Below are 20,529 nucleotides of genomic sequence, written 5' to 3'. Positions count from 1 at the left end.
GCCGCCTAGCCGGGTTTGACGCTGGCGAGTTGGACGAGCAGGTGCACCAGTCGGTACGCCTCGGCGACGTCAGCGGCGCGGAAGGCAACCGTCCGGCCGCCGCCCAGGCGGGTCACACCCGGCACCAGCACCGCGAGGTCGACCATGTACGGGCCGTACAGGTCGACCTCGACGTCCAACGGCCCGGTCATCTTCGGCGCGGGAATCGACGCGCGCCGGGTGACCGCGTCGGCGGCGGCGCGGCGCAGCCGCTCCCGCGCCTCCTGCGGGTGCAGCGCCACCGCGGCGGCCTGACCCAGGGTCTGCTTGACGGCGACGGTGACCGCCGAGGGCACCAGCTCGCTGAATTCGGCGCAGGCGGTGTCGTCCCCGCTGAGCAGGACGACAGGCACGTCCAGGTGTCCCACCATGGCGGCGTTGAGGCCGATCTCGCCCAGTGACCGTCCGGCCACCCGCACGTCGAGGACGGCGTCACTGACCGTGTGCGCCAGGACGGCGGGCCCGGCGCCGGCCCGAGCGTGGTAGCCGATGAACAGGACAGCGTCGGTCTGCTCGTCCAGCCCGGCGAGCATGCCCAACGGGCGGGGCTTGCCCCGGACGAGGTGAGCACGCCTGTCGAGATCCTCCGGCAGGAGGTTCCGGAACGTGCCGTGTGCGTCGGCGACCCACACCACGGCATCGGGTTCGGCGTCGAACACACCAGCGATCACCGCGTTTGCCTCGGCCGTCATCAGGGCCCGGCCGCGCTCGTAGTCGTACCGTTCCGGGTTCGTCTCGCTGGGATGCACGATCCCCGAGATGCCCTCCAGGTCCACCGAGATCAGCGCCTTCATGGTCCTGGGACCCTACGCCCTTGCGGCACCATGGTCGACCGCGCCACCATGCACCCGGTAGGCGTAGGGCACCGCGGCCACCTCCGTGCCGAACCCGGTACGGGCGTCCAGGGTGGTCACCGTCAACGACCCGGTGACCAGGTCTCCCACCGGTCCGTCCGCGCCGAAGAGCACGGTGACGCGGCCGCTCTGCCCCGGCGCCAACGTCAGCGGCGTGGTCGGCTCGGTCGAGCCGTCGACCACTCGCCGCCAGTGACTGCCGGTGGACGAGGTGATCCGTCGGTCGAAGAGTCGAGTCAGGGCGGTCGCCGCGCAGTCCACCCGGGCCGGCGGCTGGGGAGCACCGCCGAACGGCCCGGCCCGGTTGGCGTTGCAGATCCAGGTCGTGGCCGACACCTGCGTCGACGAGACGAGCACCTCCGAGTGCCGGCCGGCGGCTCCAGCCAGGTCTGGGTCACCGACGTAGTAGCCGTCCTCGCCGTACGGCTGCGTGTCCAGCACGTGCGGCACCGCCGAATCGGCCGACATCCGCAGCCGGGTCGTGCCGGTCGGCACCGCGAAGCGAGGGTAGACGTCGACGGCGGACACCGGTGTCTGATAGGTGGCGGACGCCACCGGCCGCAACGGCACCTCGCCCATGGCGTCCAACCGGGCGTCCACGAGGTACGACGCCGGTGCCGTACCGGTGTTGGTGATGGTGAGGGTGGACTCAGCCGGCCGACCCGCCGGCAGCGCGGCTCCCGTCGGCACGCCGCTGGCCACCACCGACGCCGGGGCGAATCCCACCCGGCCGCGGAACGGCTGGCCGGTCCGGACCGTGGCGGTCGGCGCGGTGAGCACCAGCACCACGGTCCATCGACCTGGCTGCGGGGCACGCCGCACCAGGTCCAACCGGGGCGGCGCCGTGGCCCCCGCGGAGCGCGAGCTGCTGGCCGCGAGCGGCATTCCGCTCGGGTCGACGAGCAGGCCCCACACCTCCAGCCTCGGGTCGTCGCCGGCGTGCACCGACACGGCCAGCGCCGGCTTCCCAGCCGGTACGTCGAGTTGGAAGCTGCGCCGCTGCCCGAGCAGCGCCCACCCGGCGAGGGCGCCGTTGCCCCCGGAGAAGGTGCCGCCGAAGCTGCCACCGGCGGGACCGGTCGGCACCAGCGCCCGCAGTCCCAACGGAAGCGCCGCGTAACCCGTCGCGCCGGCGACGACGGTCACGGCTGCCGACGAGTCACCGGCCGTGGTCGGCAGGCGGACCGGCAGCCAGGCGGTCCGCGTACCGCCGGGCGGCACGACGACCGAGGGACCGCCGCGCGTGGTCAGCCGCAGCGCGCTGACGTCGTACCGAACCGGACCCACCGGGGGTGTCCCGTCGTCACGGGTCCAGATCGCCACGGTCCAGCGGCCCGGCTGCGGCCGGGCCACCGTCACCCGCCCGTACCCCCCGTTGCCCAGCGGCAGTGAGTAACCGGCGAGCCGGCCGGCCGGGTCGAAGACGCTCACCGCGACCGGCGCGGTGTGCCCTCGGGGGTCCCAGGCCACCGCGGCCTGGATCTGGTCGGTCCCGCCGGGCACGGTGACCGGCACTCGGCGGGCGTTCGCCGGTACGCCGTCGGAGTCGACGAAGGCCGTCCCCGCCCCCGCGGCCGGCGTCACCTGGCCGTCGGCGAGGCTGCGGGCCGGCGCGGTGGAGCGCAGGCCGACGGTGACGCGACGGGCGCGCCCGCCCGGATTGGTGAGGTGCACGGCGACCGGCGTGGCCTGCCCTGGCGCGCCGGTGACGTGCGCCGTCGAGGTGGCGACGAGCAACCCCGCCGCGTCCCCCGACGCCGGCCGACCGGCGGCTCCGGCAGAGGCTTCGGCGGGCCGGGCGGCGGACTCCCGGTGGTCGGCCAGGGCTGCGGCCAGCCGCACCGCGGCGAGGGTGTCCACCCGCCCGGCGCCCTGCTGAGCGGCCGGCTGCCGCAGGTCGGTCGCCGAGCTCATGAGGATGCGTTTGACCTGCTCGGGGGTCGGGGTGGCGCCGGTGTGCCGGCGGACCGTCTGGATCACCAGCGCCGCCGCCCCGGCCACGAACGGCGCTGCCGCGCTGGTGCCGCCGAACAGGAAGAACGGGCTGGGGGTGCCGCCGTCGAAGAACGAGACGCAGCTCTGGTAGCGCGCGGTGTCGGTCGAGCAGGCAGCCCACCCGGTGTCGCCGGGCGCCACGAGGTCGACGGTGCGGGGTTCCTCCTGCGCCGTGCCGCCGGAGCTCAACGCGGACACCGACTCGGACCGGTGGCCGCCGTCGCCGAGCGGCGACCCGCCGTACCCGAGCTGGCCGTAGGCACGCAGCTGGGTGCTCGCGCCGACGGCGATGACGTCCGGGTCGCTGGCCGGCGAACCCAGGGTGTCGTCCGGCCCGGCGTCCCCGGTTGCCACCACCACTGTCACTCCCGCCGCGACGGCGGCGTCGTTGGCCAGCCGCAGGGCGTTGGCGGCCGTGTCCGGATAGCCGTAGCCCACCAACGACTCGTTCAGCACGTCGACGCGTTCGTGCAGCACCGCCCACTCGATGCCCTGTAGGACAACCGATGTGGGCGCCGCGACGTTGCTGAACACCTTGGCGACGTGCACGGTGGCGGCCGGTGCGACGCCGAGGATTCGCATCGGGCACGGTCCGTCGGGGCGGTGCGCCGGATGCGCGTAGCGCCCGGCGTCGTAGACGCCGACGCCCTGGGCCGCCACGACGCTCGCGTCGCCGAAGGATTCCAGGATGTACGAGGGGGCGTCCAGGCCGTCGCCGGTGAAGTCGGCGTAGCCGGCCACGACCGATCGCCCGTCGCGGACGAACTCGGCCGCCGCCGGGTCGATCGCCCCGCCGAGCACGCCGACCCGCACCCCGGACCCGTCGGCCAGGTCGTGGGCGCCGGGCGATCCGACGGTACGCGTCAACGCCAGCCCCTCCGGTTCGGTCAGCGGCGGCTCATCCGGCCCGGCACAACTGCGGGCACCCGCCGCGGTCCCGCCGGTCGGTGGCGCGGGCCGGGTCGGGGCGACCGGTTGGCGCAGTCGCAGCGGGGCGTCGGGCAGGACTGCCCGCACCCCGGGTCGGGTCGCCAGCTCCGCGACGGCCCGCTCCGGCAGGGTCGTGGCGATGGCGTTCACGAGGCGGAAGGGCGCCACCCGGGTGGCCCCGGCGCGGCGCAGGTCGGTGAGCATCGGCTGCTGGTCGGCGGTGATCCGGGCGGCCCGGTCGGCGAGCAGTCGCCCGCCAGCGGTGTCGTGCTGGTCGGCGAGGACGACGATGACGGCTCGGGCCGGTCCGGCGTCGACCACGGCCGGTGGGGTCATGGCGGCTACCGGTCCGGTGGCCAGGGCCGGCGTCAGGAGGGCGGCCAGCAGTCGGTGCGGGGCGGTCAGTGGCACGGTGGGCGTCCTCACGTGCTGGTAGTGGTGGGCTGCGGTGGACGAGCCGATCAGGCGGCGGTTCGACGTTCGGTGACGAGGACCCAGCCGAAGGTGGCGAGTTGCAGGGCGACGAGCGCGAGGAAGCCGACGCCGTTCCAGAAGGCGAGCCCGTCGACCGGAGCGTCGATCCCGTCGACGGCCAGCCGGACCATCGTGACCATGGCGGGCGCCGTGAGGGCCAGCAGCGCCGCGGTCACGGCGAGCGAGCCCAGCAGGTAGAACGGCGCGTACCAGCGGATGATCCGCAGTTCCCGGGCCGGCACACCGCCGAGGTCGTGCCCGGCGTCGCGGCCGACCAGCCGCCGCAGCTGGTTGGCCAGCCACCGCCGGGTGTCACCCATCAGGTCGCCCAGCCGCAGCCAGTTGCCCAGCACGTAGTAGATGTCGGTACGCATGAACACCAGGAACTGGTAGACCACCGACAGCGTGAGCGTGTAGACGACGCCGCGCACCAGCCGCTCGTGCACCCCTGCGAGTTGCAGCACCAGGCAGACCGACATGAGCAACAGGTCCCAGGTCAGCCCGGCCAGGTACGGGGCGTAACGGCGGCGCCGGGGCACGGACCGGACGGCTGACATCTCGGTCTGCGCCACCAGGAACCACAGCCTTCGGCTGATGGAGAGCCGTCCGGTGACGCCCAGCGCCCGCACGGTGGCCGCGTGCGCCAACTCGTGCAGCAGCACCAGCACCCAGGCCACCATCGCGACCACCAGGGCGTTGGCCAACACCCCGTCCAGCAGGAACGCGTCGGCCGGGATGGGCCGCAGGGAGGGTACGAGCACCAGCAGCACCGGCACGGTCAACCAACTGCCGACGTAGAGCAGCCGCATCGGCGGCGCGAGCAGCCAGGACACCCGGTGCGGCGGCAGGTTCGCCAGCACCGCCATTCCCCGGCGGTCCGCGGTCGCGGGGCTGCCGGCCCCGGTCGCCGGCGCGCCTGCGTGACCCGTCGTGGCGTCCACGAGCAGGAAGCCGCAGGACGCGATGCCGTCGAGAAAGTCGGCGAGGTCCGGCTCGGTGCCGTACCGGTCGGCGAACCGTCGACGGACCTCGCCGAGCGGCAGTCCCGCGCCGAGCCACCGGACGAGGTCGACGCCCTCGGCCGGCAGCTCGACGAAGGTGCCGGTGTCGACCCGGCCGACCTCGCACACACCGTCCTCGCTCTCGCCGATGTGCAGCGGATACAGCCGGACGACCGCGGTGTCGGTGAGCGTGCTTGTCACGTCGCGGACCCGGACACAACAGGGGCCCGCAGGTCGCCGGGGCGGGGGACCCGACCGCCCGGGCCGCAGGCGGCGCAGTCGTCGAGCAGCGTGCCCTCGGCGAACTGCGTCTCCATCCGGTGCACGTCGACGACGAGCTTCCGGCCGACGATGACCGGCTCCGCCATGCCGGTGAGGTACTTGACGGCCTCCAGGGCAGCCAGGTTGCCGATCATCCCGGCCATCGGCGCGTTGCACGGGTTGATGGTCCGGTCGCCGATCACCCCGACCACATACTCGGCCATCGGCGTGTACTCCGGGTGGTTGGCCGCGGCGTCCTGCTCGACGCACTGGAAGCAGGCGGTCTGGTGGGGCACGTGCAGGAAGAGGCTGACCGTGAGCCCGTCGTTGGAACCACGCATCCAGGCGGTGCCCTCCCGCAGGGCAGCCTCGTTCAGCCACTGGTAGAGCGTGAGGCGGGGCCGGTCCGCGGCGCAGATCACCAGGTCCCGGCCGGACATGGCGGCGCGGGCGGCCGCCACCCCGTCGACCCGCGCGTTGCGCGCGCTGATCCGCACGTGCGGGTTGATCTCGGCCAGCCGGCGGACGGCGGCGGTCACCTTGGGTTGTCCGACGTCGGCGTCGGTGTAGAGCACCTGGCGGTTGAGGTTCATCAGTTCCACGTCGTCGTCGTCGACGAGCAGGATGTCGCCGACTCCGATGGCGGCCAGGCTCATGGCCACGTACGACCCGAGGCCGCCGATCCCGAGCACCGTGACCCGGGCGTCGCGCAGCCGGAGCTGGAAGTCGGCCGCGGTCAGCGGCGGCTTGTGGAAGTAGGAGAAGAACTCGAGGTTGCGCCGGTACCGCTCGCGTTCCACGGCGGGCAGCCGGGCCGGCGGGGGTACGGCGGCGTCCTCCACGAAGCCCATGCCGATCAGCGCGTCGACGGACTCGTCGACGTCGACGGCGGTGATGCCCGGATCGTGCTCCGCCATCGCCTCCGCCAGTTCCTGCCGGGTCCGGGTGCCGTCCAGCAGGTTCAACAGGTGCCAGGTGTTGCCGTGCTCGTCGTCGACCATCTCCGAGGCGATGCCATAGTCGCCGCCGCCGATGCGGATGCGGCCGTCGCCCAGCGGGATGGGTGGAAACACGCTCTTGATTCGGGGTCGCCTCATCCGTACTCACTCCTTCGGGTGCTCAGGTCGTCGTGGCGGTCCTGGTCACCGCCCGCCAGGGCGGGCGGTGACCAGGACACTCGGGTCAGCAGTCCGTGCAGGGGCTGCAAGCGCAGATGACAGTGGTCTCGATCTTCTCGAGACGACGGATCTGGATCTTCATGGCGACACCTCCCTCCCGGGTTCTCCGACTGGCCCGACCGGGACCGGCGGAGGCCGGCCGGTGCGTGGACCAGCACCTCGGTGAAGTCTGTGGCGGGCCGCCGGGCCGTTGGTGAATCCCGGACGATCCCGGACGGCCACCACCGGGGTCCTCCGGTCCACCCGGCGGATCAAGGACAGATCAGGTGACGCCGCCGGACCGTGCGGGTCTAGTAGGGGTACAAACCCGAGATCAGGACCGTCCAGGAGCCGCCGTGACCGAGTCGCCATCGAGTGCAAGCGGTGTGGCTCCGCCGGATCCCGGACCTGCCGACTCACTTGACGAGGTGGCCCAACGACTACGGATGTTGAAGGTCTGGGCTGGTGACCCGTCCTACGACACGATCAAGACTCGGATCAACGCGGCCGGGAAGGCCACCGGCCGGACCGGTGGTGTGCTGGCCCGCAGGACGACTGTCGCCGACTGCTTCAAAGGCGGGCGAAGGCGGCTCAACACCGATCTGGTGATCGCCGTTGTCGAAGCGCTGCATCCGGACGTCGGGTACGTGGCGCAGTGGCGGCAGGCGCTTCGAGTCGTCGGCGGGGAGGCCCGGGCGGCAGCGCAGGTACGGGTGCAGGACAACCTGCCGCAGGACCTCGTCGGCTTCGTCGGTCGTACCGCCGCGCTGAACCGGCTCCGGCGTGAGCTGCGCAGGGGCGAGGTGGATGGCGGCCCGGTCGTGCTGGCGATCCAGGGCATGGCGGGCGTCGGCAAGACCCAACTCGCCATCCACGCCGCGCATGCCCTGCACCGGCGCAAGCCGTTCGACCGGATCCTCTTCGTCAACCTGCGCGGATTCCACCCCGACCCCGGTCAACCGCCGGCCGACCCGGCCTCGGTCCTGGAGGGCTTCCTGCGCCTGCTCGGCGTCGCCGGCCAGCAGATCCCGTACGACCTGCCCGCCCGGGTTGCCGCCTATCGCCGCCTCCTGGTCGGCACCCGCACCCTGGTGGTGCTGGACAACGCCAGCGACGCCGAACAGGCCCGCCCGCTGCTGCCCGGCATCCCGGGCTGCCCGGTGCTGATCACCAGCCGACGCGACCTCAGCGAGTTACCACACGCCACGCCGCTCACCGTGGGCCTGTTCACTGGGGAGGAGTCGGCCGCGCTGCTCGCCGGGGGTGGCCCGCCCCTGCCCGGCGGTCCCGACCCGAACGCGGTGGCCCGGATCGCGCAGCGGTGCGGCCACCTCCCCCTTGCGCTCGGGCTGGTCAACGCGCACTTCAGAAGCACCTCCGGCTGGACGCTCACCGATCACGCCGACCGGCTCGACGAGCGTCACCACCAGCGGCGCCTCGACGTCAGCGTGGAGCTCGCGTTCGACCTCTCCTACCGGGAGTTGCCCACCGAGCGGCGACGGCTGCTGCGTTTCGTGGCGGCACACCCCGGGGATGATTTCGACGCTTGGGCCGTCGCCGCCCTCACCGGCGTCCGCCCGTCCGACGCGGAGGTCCACCTGCGCCACCTCCACCGGGACCACCTGCTGCAACAGGTCGCCCCCGGCCGGTACGTCCTGCACGACCTCGTTCGCGCGTACGCCGCCAGCCGGTGCGGTGACGAGGACCCACCACCCGAACGGCGGGCCGCCCTGACCCGCCTGTTCGACTACTACGTGGCCACCGCCGCCGCGGCCATGGACGTCCTGTACCCGGCCGGGTCGCACCGCGAGGCGTCATCCGGTGGCTCGCCGTTCGCGGCGTCGCTCGACTCGGACACCGCCCGCGGCTGGCTGGACACCGAACGCCCGGCCCTGGTCGCCGTCGCCGCGTACACCGCCGCCCACGGCTGGTCAGCCCACACCACCCGGCTGTCGGCCAGTCTGTTCCAGTATCTGCACGGTGGGTATCCCACTGACGCCCTGGCCATCCACGAGCACGCGCGTACCGCCGCCCGACGTGCCGGTGACCCAGCCGGACAGGCCCACGCCTCGACCAGCCTCGGCGCCACCCACGCGCAGCTCGGCCGGTACGGGCCGGCCACCGAGCACCTCCAGCAGGGCCGGAGCCTGTTTCGACGAATCGGCGACCAGGTCGGTGAAGCCCGCGCGCTTGTCAACGTCGGTGTGATCGAGTCGCAGCTCGGCCGCAACCGGTCCGCCGCCGCCAGCTACCGCCAGGCCCTGGCCCTGTTCCGGCAGGCCGGCCACCACGCCGGGGAGGCACACGCGCTGAACAACCTCGGTGAGGTCGAAGCGCAACTGGGTCGGTACGGGCTGGCCGCCGAGCACGTGCAACGGTCCCTGATCCTGTTCCAGCGACTGGGCGGCCGTACCGGCGAGGCCTGGACGCTGAACACTCTCGGCGACATCGAGATCCGGCTGGGTCGGCACCGGGCCGCCGGGATCCATCTGGAGCGGGCCCTGGCCATGTACCGCCAGCTCGGCAATCACACGGGTGCGGCGTGGACGCTGAACAGCCTCGGCACGCTGCACACCCGTCTCGGCCAGACCAGCTGCCATCACCAGCAGTCGCTGGACATCTTCCGCGAGACCGGCGAACGGTACGGGGAGGCCAGCGCGCTCAACGGGATCGCCGAGGCGGCTCGCGTCACGGGCGATGCCGCGGACGCCCTTGTCCACCACAGCGCGGCACACACGATCGTCGTCGAGATCGGCGCGTATCACGAGCACGCCCGCACCCACGCCGGCCTCGGTCACGCCCACCGCGCTCTCGCGGCCCCCACGTCCGCCCGTGCTCACTTCCAACGGGCGCTCACCCTCTACACCGACCTGGACATGCCCGAGGCCGAGGAGATCCGCGCCCACCTCACCGCCCTCGACAGCGACGGCCTCGGGCCCGGGAGCCCGGACCTGACGGGACAGCTCCTGGTGAGCACCGTGAGCTGCGGTTGATCACCCCAGCGTGGCCGGCGGGTCGGGCCGCGGACCGAGCTGGCTGATCTCGTACCCGTCGGGGTAGCTCTTGGCGTTGATCCCGTCGGCGAACAACGCCGTCTTCCGGGGCGCTCCGAACCACCGCTGCGCCCTCGCGCGCGTCTTCAGCGCGACGTGCAGGCCAGCCCGGACCGCCCACGGTGGCGCGTCGACCCGCATCGCGCGGCGGAGCGGCGCATCGTACATCGCGCTGACCAGCGCGTTTCCCAGCGGCGCGAGCGGCCGGGGAATCCGGGTGAGCATCAGCATCCGGGTGGCCCGCTCGATCGCCGCGGCCTCGTCGTTGGGCTGGAGGTGAGTCGCGTCGTGGGCGTCGAACCAGGTCTCGAACTCGTCGTACGACCCGGGGATGTCCGTGATGCTCATCCGCCGGCCCAGCTCACGGTAGAACAGGTACGTGGCCTGCCGCTCGTGGCAGCAGGGCGGGCGCCAGCCGTACTCCTGCAACCACCGGGTCGGAACCACCACGAGGCAACCCAGGACGTAGCGGAAGTCGTCGTTGCTGATGTCGTACGGGCGGTGGATCTGGTTGACGCGCCGCAACGCGTCCCGGCCCCGGGGCTGCTCGAACCCGTTGAGCACCATCTCGTACATCAGCAGGCCGGTGTCGTCGATCCGCTTCTGGGTGCGTTCGGTCAGCTCACCGGTGGCCGTGTGCACCGCGGCCATGGCGGGGATGGAGAAGGACCTGTTGAAGGCCAGGTTGAGCCCGAGCTTCAGGTCCCACGGAAACTCGTGACGCAGCATGGTCTGGTAGATGTCCAGGTAGTCGCGCTCCGGGTCCAGAGCACGGGTACGGGTCAGGTTCGCGTAGCGGCCTCTCATCGGTGGGCGTCTCCAGTGGTGAGCTTGCCGGTCGCGGCGAGGGTCTGCGCCACCACCGGTGAGCGGGCGTAGGCGTCGGTGACGAGCGTCAGCCAGGCCACCTCGCCGGCGTAGCCGTCGTCCGGGCGGTGCAACTCGTCCGCGGGGTGCGGGCTGGTGGCCACGAGACCTGCGCCGTGCCGACGCAGCGCGCAGGCCAGGTGTGCCGCCTCGACGGCCGCCTGGCGCTCCCGCGTGGTCAGACCGGCCTGCTCGGCGAACTGCTCGGCCAGCGCCGTCACACTGACGTCGCTGTACGGGCGCAGTGCCAGGCGGCCGTCGCGGATCTCGGCCACCCGGCGGGTCAGCGCGTAGTCGATGTCGCGCACCGCTGTGCGGGGCCGGCGCAGGGCGGGGTCGAGTTCCAGCTCGGGCAGGGCCGCGATGAGGTCCCGCCAGAGCGGTTCGAGCCGCCGGTAGGAGTGGAAGTCCTCCCACCGACGCGTGATCCGCAGGGTGGGCCCCCAGGCGGGCATGGTGAGGCCGATCGTGATGAGCAGCGCGCCGATGGTCACCAGGACCGCGGCGATCTGTCGCTCGCCGGTGGGTTGGTGGCCGGCCCAGTAGGCGACGAGATACGCGATCTTGTTGACGCTGTAGAGCAGTGCGAAGGCCGCGCCCACCGCGGTGATGCGCAGGCCACGGCGCAACCAGGGTCGACCGCAGATCTTCGCGAACCCCCAGCACAACCGGGTGATGTCGACGCAGTAGGCGAAGAAGCCGAGCATCAGGAAGATCAGCAGGTAGGCGGTCACGACGGGGTCGGTCGCGTACTCGACGGTCAGGAGCACCGGGTCGTCGTAGCCGAGGGTGTAGGCGAAGAGGCCGGCCATGACGAGGAACGCGAGCCCGGTGACCCACACCCACACGCGGGCCCGGGTGGCGGCCTTCGTCGCTGGGAGCGCGAGGTGCAGGAGCATGATCTCGGCATTGGCGGAAATGGTCAGCGCGCAGCCGTGGGAGATGACCTTGGCCAGGTTGGGCAGGCCGGACGCCTGGTCGATCGCGGTCGCGATCGGCGGGATGGCGGCGGTGATCCCGGCGGCGAACGCCCCGAGGCCCACGCAGATCGCACGGCGGGCCGGGCTCGGGTGCCGGCGCTGGAGTCGCACCAGGTAGCCGACGGCGATCCAGCCGGCTATGGCGCACACGCTGTACAGGACGGTATCCATCGCTCCGGCTACCAGTGGGGGTGCTCAAGTGAGTGCCGCAGCCGGCCGTACAGCTCGGCGTCCTGGCCGTCCAGCGGCTCGTCGTCCACGTCGCCGCGCCCGCCCCGGAGCCGCCGCAGGAGCAGCGAGCCGATCATCTCCGCCTCGCGTTCCTCGGCCGCGGCGTAGTTGCTGCGGCCGAGGCTGCGTTGGACCAGCCGCGGGTCGAGATCCGGCAGCAACAGTCGGGACGCGTTCGCGTCCAGTACCTCGGTCGCCCGGTGACCGGCGAGCAGGTGACCCAGCTCGTGGCCGATGATCAGCTGTTGGTGCAGCGGCGAGGTGTCCTGCTCGAAGAAGATGGCGTCGAAGTCGCCGGTCGGCACGCACATTCCGCACACCGTCTGCGCCGGCAACTTGATCGGCACCAGGTGGATGGGCCGGCCGCGTCGCTCGCCGAGCGCGTCGCACAGTGTCTGGATGTCGAATGGCTCCGGCACCTCGAGCTCGGCGACGATCCGCTCGCAGCGCCTGCGCAATCGGTACAACCTCACGTCAGCGTTCCCCTGCTCGTCGACGTACTCCCACCGGAGGATGTGCACGGCTATCTGCGCTCGCCGGGCGCGGAACCGGTCGCGGCGGCATTCTCGGCCACGGCCCGCAGACGGACCACCATCTGCTCGATGAGCTGGGTGTCGGTCGCGGAGAGCCCGTTGTCGGCGAGCACCTGGCGCAGCGCCACCTGCTTGACGTCCATCCGACGCAGCTCGCGCAGGAGCGTGATCTGGTCCTGTATCCGCCGAGCCGCCGCGTCGTCGACGAAGTAGCCCGAGTTCACGCCGAAGGCGGCGGCCAGGGCACGCACGTGTGAGGTGCGGGGATCACCTGCCACCCCGCGGCGCAACTCTCCGATGTAGGCGGCGCTGATGGTGACACCCGTCTCGGACGCGGCCTCGTTGATCTTGTCGGCGATCTCTCTGTTCGTGTACTTGCGACCGGGCTCGTCGGAGTCGCTGAGCTCATCCCGGGTGGGGCGGATCTCGTCGAACAGATATTCGAGCCTCGCGGCCAGCGTGTCGAGGGGCGGCAACTCCCGCTCTGCGTGTCGATCGTCGGCCATGATTCTTCACCCTCCAGGCACCGAAACGACAGTGTCGCAGATGCATGCCGCAACGAAACAGATGTTGACACGTGCACGGAACGTGAGCGTATGCTCGCTCCTGTTTGGAGCAACGCGTGTTGAGCGCTTGGCCAATCTGCTCAACACCCGTTGCGTGGCGGGCGAACCCGAGGTCCGCCAGCCGAACGGGGAGGAGCCGTGGGAGGGGTCAGCTCCGCGAGGAGCAGGACGGGGGGACTCCTCCTGCAGCACTGCTGACGCGGCTCGCCGGTGGCGGAGGGGCGGACGCCACCGGCACCCGCACCCCCGGACGCCGGCCATCTCATCCTGCTGCCGTGGCGTCAGATCCATCTCCAGGGGCGGATCGCGGACCGAGCCCGTCGGCGCCACCGGGTCTGTGGCGGGTGCAGGAACATCCCGATGTCCCCCAGGGCATCCTCGGCGGTGCCGCGGATGTGGGGCAGTGCGAGCGCTCGGCGCAGGGCGGCGACCACCCGGCGTTCGTCCAGCCGACGATAGACCCTCGCGAGATGCCCGAGGCATGTCGCGGCGAGGGCACTGACCTCGTGATCCTCGTGTTCGAGCAGCCGAAGATGCAGCTCCTGCGCCTCCCGCCAGTCTCCGTCGCCGTACAGCGCGGTGCCGACCATGGCGTCCAGCGCGGCGGGCAGATCACCACGGTCGAGCGCGGCGCGCACCTCGGCCGGTGTCGACGGCGGCGGATTGAAGAAGACGCGTTGCTCATCGGCCACCGCGACATCCTCCTACGTCCGCGCCGGGCCAGGTGGCCCGCGTCATCTGCGCTCTGATCACCGACCCGGGACGCCAGCCGGCCCCAGCAGTGGCGTCGGGTTGTCGGTGGGTGCCGCCAGGATGTGGGCCATGAGTTCACCTCTGGGCACGGTCGTGGTCACGGGCGCGGCAGGTCGGATCGGCTCCGCGGTCCGCCAACAGCTTCGTGGCGAGGTTCGCGAACTCGTGCTGGTCGACCGGGTTGCGGTGCATCCACAAGCACCGACAGAGCGGGCGCTGCAACTGGATCTGGCGGACCTGGACGCTGTCGTCGCGGCCCTGGCGGGGGCGGACGCCGTGGTGCATCTGGCCGGGCTCCCGGATGAGGCGCCCCTGGCCGACCTGCTGGACAGCAACGTGCTGGGCGCCTACCACGTCCTGGAGGCAGCCCGCCGGCAAGCGGTCGGGCGAGTGGTGCTGGCCAGCAGCAACCGTGTCACCGGCTTCTACCGGGTCGGGCAGGTCGTCGCACCGGACGCGCCGGTTCGGCCGGACGGGTTCTACGGGGTCAGCAAGGTCGCGGTGGAAGCGCTCGGACGCCTGTACGCCGACAAGTTCGGGGTGTCGGTGGTGTGCCTGCGCATCGGCAGTTTCGAGGACGAGCCGGCCGAGACCCGGTATCTGGCCACCTGGCTGAGCCCGCGCGACGGCTGCGGCTTCATTCGCGCGGCCATCACCGCGCCCGACGTTCACTTCGCGACCGCCTATGCCGTTTCCGCCAACACCCGCGGGTTCTGGGACACCACCGCCGGAGCGCGGCTCGGCTATCTGCCGGTGGACAACGCGGAGAGTTACGCCGATCAGGTGCCCGGTGCGGATGCGCCGATCGACGCGGCCGCCTTTCAGGGCGGCGCCTACACCAGCGCCGAATACTCCCTCCGCCACGTCGCGTCGTCCCCTGCCACGGGTGCGGACGATCAGCCGTCGTGAAGCTGGCCGGTCCGTCACCAACCGTCCGTGCTTTTCGGCCGCGCCTGTTTCGCCCTGGCCTCGGTGCTCGGGTCGAGATCGTGCAGCGTGTCCTCCAGGTGCGCGACCTGCGCTATTGGGTGGTGACATATGCGTCGCCGGATGCTGATGACTCGCTACCTGTGGTTGTCGCGGTCGACGACGGCGGACGTTCCGCTTTCAAGCCCCTGGTCCGCAACCTCATCGTCGGCCCCGACCAGCGCGATCCTGGCCATCGACAACTGCGCTGACTCCCTCTCGCCTGGCGGACCGGAGGTCAGGATGAGACGATCGATCTCGACGGCGTCCCCTCGGTCCGGCTTCACGAAGCGAGTTCCGGGGGGCGGTCCTTCCACAAAGGAGCATGATGGTTCGCAGACGTGCAGCAATGGCTCTGGCCTCAATCGCCCTGGCGACCGGCACCCTCCTGGCCGTCGGTGCCACACCGGCCTCGGCGGCCGGCAGCTGCGACGAGTGGTGGGACTCCAACACCTACGGGGTCAGCTGCACCGGATATTCCAGCGGCACGCAGGTGCGCGCCACCGCCCGGTGTGCCGACGAGACTGTCCAGACTGGGTCGTGGAAGAACGCCAGAAGCGGGGGTTGGTCGTACGCCTACTGCTCGGGTCGCGGTGGCCGGCACTCCAGCGACAGCATGGCGCCCAGCTTCCGCTAGCGGACACCAACGGGGCCACGCAGTCACGCCTCACCCGGATCGCGCGGCGCGCCAAGAGCTGGTCGACTGGGCAGGTCAGGAACGGCGGCTGGCCCGCACGACCACGTCGTGGATCGAGGCTACGTGGCCGCCGTGCCCCGGCACGGCCCGGGCTGCCTCCCGAGCGGTCACGACCTCCCAGACCAGCGGGTCGAGGCGCGCGCTGATCTCGGCGGCGGTCACCGAGGCCGAGGCGGGCGGCCCGGCCCAATCGTGCCCGTGCCCGCCGGAGGCGTGATCCTGGTGGTGGAGGTGGCCGACGATGAGCAGGGTGCCGGCGGGGGCCACCCAGGACGCGATGCGGTCGTAGAAGTCCAACTGCGGCATCGTGGGGTGCGCGTAGTGGGTGGTGACCAGGTCGTACCGTGCGTCCGGCTGCCACCTGGACAGGTCCGCCTCCACCCAGCGCACCCGTGCGGCGACACCGCTGGCGGCGGCGCGCTCGGCCGCGCGGGCGAGCGCCGCGGTGGCGATGTCAGCCGCGGTGACCTGCCAGCCACCGGTGGCGAGCCAGATGGCCTCGGCCCCGGCGCCGCAACCCGCGTCGAGGGCCGTTCCGGGCGAAAGGTCACCGACCTCCCGCACCAGGTGCGGGTTGGGCTGGCCGGCGGCCATGGCGGCGGCACGATCGCCGTCCCAGATCTGGTCCCAGTAATCCTTGTCGAACGAGTGCGTCATCAAGGGTCTCCGTTGGTGGTAGGTGCGCTCAACAGTGACCAGAAGCGGACGGATCCGCAAAACCTTTTGCCAAATGGCAAACTGGGGCCATGGACGAGTCGACTGACCGCACCCTGGACGCCGTCGGGCCGAGGCTCAAGCGGCTGCGGCAGCGCCGCGACATCACCCTGACCGACCTCGCTGCGGAGACCGGCATCTCGACAAGCACCCTCTCCCGGCTCGAGGCCGGCCTCCGGCGTCCCACCCTCGAACAGTTGCTCCCGCTGGCCCGCGCGTACGGCGTCACCCTCGACGAACTCGTGGACGCGCCGCCGACCGGCGACCCACGCGTCAACATGCGCCCGCTGCCCACCAGCGACGGCTCCACTGTCGTGCCGCTGACCCGCCGGCCCGGAGGCATCCAGGCCTACAAGTTCGTCCTCCCGGCCGGCCGCGACGACGCCGAACCCGACCTTCGCACCCACGAGGGTTACGACTGGGCCTTCGTCCTCAACGGCCGACTCCGACTCGTGCTAGGCGAGCACGACCTCATCCTCGAACCCGGCGAGGCCGCCGAGTTCGACACCCGCACCCCGCACTGGTTCGGCGCCACCAGCTCCGGTCCGGTGGAGTTCCTCAGCCTCGTCGGCAAGCAGGGCGAACGCGCGCACGTCCGCGCCGCCCCCCAGCGCCACGAATCGAGTTAGCGACGGGTACCCGGGTGGGCGACGGCAACCAGCGCGGCGAGGCTGGTGGGGCTCCGGGCGATGGCGAGGTTCAGTTCACCCCCCGCTGGCGCGGGGGACCACCGGGTGTCACGCGTCGCGGCGACGGAACGTCAGCGCGGCCAGCGTGAGGGCGGCGAACGTCCACGCGATCGTGGCGGCGGCGCCGTGCGACGGGTCGAGGGCGGCCGTGTCCGGCAGGTAGGCGGCGCTGGCGGGGTCGCCGGCCCGCAGCAGCGGGCCGGCGACGAAGTACAGACCGAGCAGCGCGATCGCGGCGGGCACGGCACGGCGGACGACGGTGGCGACTGCCGCCGCCAGCAGCGTGGTGAGCGTCAGGTACGCGGCCGCGGCGGGTATCCGGGCCGCCTCGCCGCCCGGCAGGGTGCTGGTGGCCGCCGTCGCGGTGGCCACCGGGAGCGTCAGAGCAGCCAGCGCGAGGGCCTTCGCCGCCTGTAGGGGCAGACGGCGGGGCATCGCGAGCAGCGTGGCCCGGATCTGGTCGCCCTCCTGGTACTCGGACGTGGCGGCCAGCACGCCGAGCACCAGGAAACCGGCCTGGGTGTAACCGAGCGGGGCCAGGGCGGCGTCGTCGCCGAGCGGCTCACCGGAGGACTCGGCGGACGCGTACGCGTACGTCAGCAGGACGGTGGCGGCCCAGGTCAGCAGCGCGGTCCGGCGCAACGACGGCAGGGTCAGCAGTTTGCGCAGTTCGGCGCGGACGGTGTTCACACGTCACGCCGCTGGAACAGGACGGCGCCGACCGCGAGCAACGCGGCGATCCAGGCCGTCATCACCAGGCCGGCGGTCACCGGCGCAACCTCGACGGGGAAGTCCGACCCGCGGATGAACATCTGCGCTCCGACAATGTCCGGCAGGTAGGAGGCGAGGTCGGTGACCTTTGTCAGCAGGTACGACACGGACACGACGGAGCTGTTGATGATCAGCAGGGTCAGCGGCACGATGCCGTTGCGGGTGATCAGCGTGATCGCGTACGCGAGGAGCGCGGTGAGCGTCCAGTAGAGGATCGCGGCGGCGACGCGCGCCGGGGCGGGTACCGGCACGTGTTCGCCGTGCAGCGCCTGGGTGAGGGTGAGGGTGGCGGCGGTCGTGACCGCTGCCTGTGTCGCGACGACGAGCACCAGCGCGATGGTCTTCGCCGCGAGCAGCCGCAGCCGGTGGGGGACCGCGGCGAGCGTGGCGGTGAGCTGGCGGGCGCCGGGGGCGTCCCGACCGGTGGACGTGTACTCGCTGCTCACCACGATGACGCCGAGGACCATCGGACCGATGAGGCCGATACCCAGGTCGCGCAGGCCCAGGTCGGACGTGTCGGTGAGCGTGCCGGCGGCGATCGCCCGGCGGGTGTACGGCGCGTTCAGCACGACGACCACCGGTGCGACGAGCGTGCCCAGCACCAGACCGACCCAGGCGGTGGGCAGGCCGAGCAGCTTGCGGAGTTCGGCGCGGACCAGGTTCACCACGGGCCACCCGCCTCGGTGGCGGTCAGCGCGAAGAAGGCGTCCTCCAGGGTGCGGTGACCGCCGGTGACGTCGGCGAGTTTGCCGTGTGTCACGACCCGACCCTTGTCGATCACGACGACGTCGTCGGCGATCTCCGCCAACTCGCCCATCAGGTGGCTGGACAGCAGGACGGTGCGGCCCTGCGCCGCGCTGTCGCGCAGGAATCCGCGCATCCAGCGGATCCCGGCCGGGTCGAGGCCGTTGACCGGTTCGTCCAGGACCAGCACCTCCGGGTCACCGAGCAGCGCGGTGGCGAGCCCGAGCCGGCGGCTCATGCCCAGGGAGAAGCGGCCGGCCCGCTTGCGCGCGTCGCCGGTCAGACCCACGGTCTCGAGGACCTCGTCGGCGCGGGAGTCCGGGAGACCGTTGCTGGCGGCCACCCAGCGCAGGTGGGCGCGGGCCGGGCGAGCCCGGTGCGCGCCACTGCCGTCGAGGAGGGCACCGACGGTCGTCAGCGGGCGGCCCAGTGCCCGGTACGGGCGTCCGCAGATCAGCGCGGTCCCGCTCTGCGGTCTGTCCAGGCCGAGCAGGATCCGCAGCGTCGACGTCTTGCCGGCTCCGTTCGGCCCGAGGAAGCCGGTGACCCGGCCGGGTCGGGCCTCGAAGGTGACGTCGTGCAGGATCCGCGTCCCGCTCTTGGTCTTGCTGACGCGATCGATCGTGATCATGGGTCGAGTCAACAGGTGGTCCGGCCCGCACACATCGGACCGTCCTCGGATCCCGCCGGCCCGGTCGGTCCACGGACCGTCAGACCCTGGTCTGAGAACTACAGTCGGGGAGGTGAACGTCCACCCGCGCCCCTCCGGGCGGTCCAGGACCGTGCCGGTGGTCGCCGTGGTGGTCAGCGTGCTGGTGATGGCGATGTGCACGGTCGGCACGCAGGGTCCGCTCGCCGTCGTGCTGCCGTCGTTGATCGTCGGCGGCGCTGTCGCGGCCGCGATATGGGCGGTGCGGCGGTCCCGCGCCGACCGCACCGCCTACGAGTCGCGGTTGACCGCCTGGGCCGCCTCCGAGGCGGTGCTCGCCGAGCGGTTGCGGATCGCCCGCGACCTGCACGACATCGTCTCGCACGGCCTGGGTCTCATCACGGTCCGCGCGGCGGCCACCCGGCACCTACCCAAGCCGACCGAGGTGCAGGTGGCGCTCACCGACATCGAGGACGCGAGCCGGCACGCCACCGCCGAGCTACGCCGCATGCTCACCGTCCTGCGGGAGCCGTCCGCGGCCAGCCTCCGTGCGCCGGTGGACAACCTCGACGACCTGCCCGGCATCGTGCGCGGGGCGTCGCTGGCCGGGGTCCGGGCGCGGCTGACGGTCGAGCCGCTCGGCCCGGTGTCGCAGGGCGTCCAGGTCGCCGTCTGCAAGACCGTGCGGGAGGCGCTCAGCAACGCCGCGCGGCACGCGGGACCGACGGACGCGCGGGTACGGGTGTACCGGGACGGGCCGCACGTGGTGGTCACGGTGGCGGACACCGGCCCGTCACTCGATGGTTGGCGGGCCTCGCCGGGCGCCGGACACGGGCTGGCCGGGTTACGGGAGCGGGTCGCTAGTCTCGGCGGCACCCTGTCGGCGCAGCGCGTCGACGCGGGTTTCCGCCTGACCGCGCGGATCCGGGACGAGGCGGCGTGAGCGACATCCGGGTGCTGCTGGTGGACGACCAGGCGCTGCTGCGGCACAGCCTCGCCATGATCATCAACAACGAACCGGGCCTGGCCGTCGTGGGCGAGGCAGGTGACGGCGCGCGGGCCGTGGCGTGCGCCCGTACCACCCGCCCCGACGTCGTCCTGATGGACGTTCGGATGCCGCACCTGGACGGCCTCACGGCCACCCGGCGCATCTGTGCCGACCCCGCCCTGTCCACCGCCCGCGTCCTGGTCCTGAGCATGTTCGAGCTCGACGAGTACGTCTACGAGGCGTTGCACGCGGGAGCGTCCGGTTTCCTGCTCAAGGACGCCCGCCCCGAGGAGCTGATCGAGGGGATCCGTCGTACCCACCGTGGCGAGTCGCTCTTCGCGCCGTCGATCCTCACCCGGCTCGTCGCGCACTACGTCACGGCGCCCCGACCGGATCGACCGACGCCGGCACTGCGGCGGTTGACCGGCCGTGAGGTGGAGGTGCTGACGCTGATCGGTGGCGGCCTGTCGAACGACGAGATCGCCACCGCGCTGGTCATCTCGGTGAAGACGGTGAAGACGCACATCACGCACCTGATGGCGAAGCTGGCCGTACGGGATCGGGCGCAGCTCGTGATCGCGGCGTTCGACGCGGGCCTGGTGCGGCCCCGCCGCTGA

General features: G+C 72.2%; 20 protein-coding genes. 7 read left to right on the top strand and 13 right to left on the bottom strand.

Annotated features, from left to right (window positions below):
- Positions 1-5 precede the first annotated feature (5 nt).
- The 4 genes from ACFYPM_RS10825 to ACFYPM_RS10810 are packed head-to-tail and all read right to left on the bottom strand — an operon-like array spanning position 6 to position 6,651.
- Entirely contained in the window at positions 6-833 is an 828-nt protein-coding gene (locus tag ACFYPM_RS10825) for a M55 family metallopeptidase (RefSeq protein ID WP_387193935.1), read from the bottom strand.
- A gap of 12 nt (positions 834-845) precedes the next feature.
- Positions 846-4,244, bottom strand: coding sequence for a S8 family serine peptidase (locus ACFYPM_RS10820; protein ID WP_387193932.1), 3,399 nt, complete (start codon positions 4,242-4,244; stop codon positions 846-848).
- A gap of 35 nt (positions 4,245-4,279) precedes the next feature.
- Positions 4,280-5,494, bottom strand: coding sequence for a hypothetical protein (locus ACFYPM_RS10815; RefSeq protein ID WP_387193929.1), 1,215 nt, complete (start codon positions 5,492-5,494; stop codon positions 4,280-4,282).
- The gene (locus ACFYPM_RS10810) at positions 5,491-6,651 is read right to left on the bottom strand and encodes a HesA/MoeB/ThiF family protein (protein WP_387193926.1); all 1,161 of its coding nucleotides are present in this window, start codon (positions 6,649-6,651) and stop codon (positions 5,491-5,493) included. The genes ACFYPM_RS10815 and ACFYPM_RS10810 overlap by 4 nt, the downstream gene beginning before the upstream one ends.
- 506 nt (positions 6,652-7,157) lie before the next feature.
- Here ACFYPM_RS10810 and ACFYPM_RS10805 point away from each other — a divergent pair.
- Positions 7,158-9,704: a tetratricopeptide repeat protein gene (locus ACFYPM_RS10805; protein ID WP_387193922.1), complete on the top strand. Its 2,547-nt coding sequence runs from the start codon at positions 7,158-7,160 to the stop codon at positions 9,702-9,704.
- On the opposite strand, the gene ACFYPM_RS10800 is transcribed toward ACFYPM_RS10805, so the two are convergent.
- From ACFYPM_RS10800 to ACFYPM_RS10780, 5 genes are all read right to left on the bottom strand, one after another.
- Positions 9,705-10,571, bottom strand: coding sequence for an oxygenase MpaB family protein (locus ACFYPM_RS10800; RefSeq protein ID WP_387193919.1), 867 nt, complete (start codon positions 10,569-10,571; stop codon positions 9,705-9,707).
- Complete coding sequence (locus ACFYPM_RS10795; RefSeq protein WP_387193917.1) at positions 10,568-11,782, bottom strand: MAB_1171c family putative transporter; 1,215 nt, start codon at positions 11,780-11,782, stop codon at positions 10,568-10,570. The genes ACFYPM_RS10800 and ACFYPM_RS10795 overlap by 4 nt, the downstream gene beginning before the upstream one ends.
- Before the next feature lie 8 nt (positions 11,783-11,790).
- Positions 11,791-12,315 carry a hypothetical protein gene (locus ACFYPM_RS10790; RefSeq protein WP_387193914.1) on the bottom strand — a complete coding sequence of 175 codons (525 nt, stop codon included), beginning with the start codon at positions 12,313-12,315 and terminating at the stop codon, positions 11,791-11,793.
- A 50-nt stretch (positions 12,316-12,365) separates the two neighbouring features.
- Positions 12,366-12,881, bottom strand: a complete 516-nt coding sequence (locus ACFYPM_RS10785) for a hypothetical protein (protein WP_387193911.1) — start codon at positions 12,879-12,881, stop codon at positions 12,366-12,368.
- 341 nt (positions 12,882-13,222) lie between these two features.
- A complete protein-coding gene (locus ACFYPM_RS10780) occupies positions 13,223-13,633 on the bottom strand; it encodes a hypothetical protein (RefSeq protein WP_387193909.1) in 411 nt (136 codons plus the stop codon).
- A 121-nt stretch (positions 13,634-13,754) separates the two neighbouring features.
- Between ACFYPM_RS10780 and ACFYPM_RS10775 the strand changes: the two genes are divergently transcribed.
- The 3 genes from ACFYPM_RS10775 (at position 13,755) to ACFYPM_RS10765 (ending at position 15,297) form a co-directional block, all read left to right on the top strand.
- On the top strand, positions 13,755-14,603 hold the full coding sequence (locus ACFYPM_RS10775) for an NAD-dependent epimerase/dehydratase family protein (RefSeq protein ID WP_387193906.1): 849 nt from the start codon (positions 13,755-13,757) through the stop codon (positions 14,601-14,603).
- A complete protein-coding gene (locus tag ACFYPM_RS10770) occupies positions 14,600-14,872 on the top strand; it encodes a hypothetical protein (protein WP_387193903.1) in 273 nt (90 codons plus the stop codon). The genes ACFYPM_RS10775 and ACFYPM_RS10770 overlap by 4 nt, the downstream gene beginning before the upstream one ends.
- A gap of 137 nt (positions 14,873-15,009) precedes the next feature.
- A complete protein-coding gene (locus ACFYPM_RS10765) occupies positions 15,010-15,297 on the top strand; it encodes a hypothetical protein (RefSeq protein WP_387193900.1) in 288 nt (95 codons plus the stop codon).
- Positions 15,298-15,372: 75 nt separating this feature from the next.
- Here ACFYPM_RS10765 and ACFYPM_RS10760 read toward each other — a convergent pair whose 3' ends face one another.
- Positions 15,373-16,014: a class I SAM-dependent methyltransferase gene (locus ACFYPM_RS10760; protein ID WP_387193897.1), complete on the bottom strand. Its 642-nt coding sequence runs from the start codon at positions 16,012-16,014 to the stop codon at positions 15,373-15,375.
- 89 nt (positions 16,015-16,103) lie between these two features.
- Here ACFYPM_RS10760 and ACFYPM_RS10755 point away from each other — a divergent pair, with 89 nt between their 5' ends.
- Positions 16,104-16,700 carry a helix-turn-helix domain-containing protein gene (locus ACFYPM_RS10755; protein ID WP_387193894.1) on the top strand — a complete coding sequence of 199 codons (597 nt, stop codon included), beginning with the start codon at positions 16,104-16,106 and terminating at the stop codon, positions 16,698-16,700.
- Positions 16,701-16,808: 108 nt separating this feature from the next.
- Here the strand turns inward: ACFYPM_RS10755 and ACFYPM_RS10750 are convergent, their stop codons facing one another.
- The 3 genes from ACFYPM_RS10750 to ACFYPM_RS10740 are packed head-to-tail and all read right to left on the bottom strand — an operon-like array spanning position 16,809 to position 18,906.
- Positions 16,809-17,450: a hypothetical protein gene (locus ACFYPM_RS10750; protein WP_387193891.1), complete on the bottom strand. Its 642-nt coding sequence runs from the start codon at positions 17,448-17,450 to the stop codon at positions 16,809-16,811.
- Positions 17,447-18,196: a hypothetical protein gene (locus ACFYPM_RS10745; RefSeq protein ID WP_387193888.1), complete on the bottom strand. Its 750-nt coding sequence runs from the start codon at positions 18,194-18,196 to the stop codon at positions 17,447-17,449. Before ACFYPM_RS10745 ends, ACFYPM_RS10750 begins: the two co-directional genes overlap by 4 nt.
- Positions 18,193-18,906, bottom strand: coding sequence for an ABC transporter ATP-binding protein (locus ACFYPM_RS10740; RefSeq protein WP_387193885.1), 714 nt, complete (start codon positions 18,904-18,906; stop codon positions 18,193-18,195). The genes ACFYPM_RS10745 and ACFYPM_RS10740 overlap by 4 nt, the downstream gene beginning before the upstream one ends.
- A 112-nt stretch (positions 18,907-19,018) precedes the next feature.
- Between ACFYPM_RS10740 and ACFYPM_RS10735 the strand changes: the two genes are divergently transcribed.
- The gene (locus ACFYPM_RS10735; RefSeq protein ID WP_387193882.1) at positions 19,019-19,867 is read left to right on the top strand and encodes a sensor histidine kinase; all 849 of its coding nucleotides are present in this window, start codon (positions 19,019-19,021) and stop codon (positions 19,865-19,867) included.
- A complete protein-coding gene (locus ACFYPM_RS10730) occupies positions 19,864-20,529 on the top strand; it encodes a response regulator (RefSeq protein ID WP_387193880.1) in 666 nt (221 codons plus the stop codon). Before ACFYPM_RS10735 ends, ACFYPM_RS10730 begins: the two co-directional genes overlap by 4 nt.

The organism is Micromonospora sp. NPDC005203, assembly GCF_042872705.1.
In the GTDB taxonomy this organism is placed as follows: Bacteria; Actinomycetota; Actinomycetes; order Mycobacteriales; family Micromonosporaceae; genus Micromonospora.
The sequence above is the reverse complement of the archived record's forward strand: the minus strand, read 5'-3'. Positions and strand labels throughout refer to the sequence as shown.